Annotated in this window: 1 protein-coding gene and 1 pseudogene; one reads left to right on the forward strand and one right to left on the reverse strand. The window is 54.9% G+C overall.

Features of this window, described 5'->3' with window-relative positions; translation table 11 throughout:
- Positions 1–305: pseudogene (locus tag FDX22_RS00055) on the forward strand (YbaK/EbsC family protein); the annotation flags it as partial.
- A gap of 39 nt (positions 306–344) precedes the next feature.
- Here the strand turns inward: FDX22_RS00055 and FDX22_RS00060 are convergent.
- Positions 345–578 (reverse strand): 5'-nucleotidase C-terminal domain-containing protein (locus FDX22_RS00060; protein WP_186805250.1); only part of this gene is annotated, 234 nt, incomplete at its 5' end.

Here is a 578-nt window from a genome sequence, read left to right on the forward strand (position 1 = left end):
ATCTGGCGGTTGCCGTCACACCGGTAGCCGGTCAACTGGATCTCAAAAAGGTTGCCAAAGCTTTGGGCGCCAAAAAGGTCGATATGGCCGACCCCATGGTCGCGCAACGCACTACCGGCTATCTGGTAGGCGGTATCAGCCCGTTGGGGCAGAAAAAAAGATTGCCGACGCTCATCGACGCGCCAGCCCAAACGTTTGACACCATTTATGTTTCCGGCGGCAAACGCGGGCTGGATATTGAACTGGCGGCGGACGATTTGGCCAAAATTCTGGATGCGAAATTCGCCGATATCGCACGCCGCGATTNAGAAGGTGCCAGCACCGCCATCCGGCACTCCGCCCTGTTACTGCCAGGTAACTTCGCCCTTCGGCTCATACGCACCGACATCCAGCGGTGAGTTCTTCTGCACGTACTCCTTCAGCACTTCCGCATCAATAAATCCGGTATTCACATAGCCTGGTTTGTTATCAATACGCGGATAGCCATCACCGCCGGTGGCGTTGAAGCTCAGCGTTGCCATACGATAGGTTTTGGCTGGGTCAACGGGCTCGCCTTTGATTTTCAAATCGTTAAGCTT

It is taken from the genome of Citrobacter sp. TBCS-14, assembly GCF_005280805.1.
Taxonomy (GTDB): domain Bacteria; phylum Pseudomonadota; class Gammaproteobacteria; order Enterobacterales; family Enterobacteriaceae; genus Citrobacter; species Citrobacter gillenii.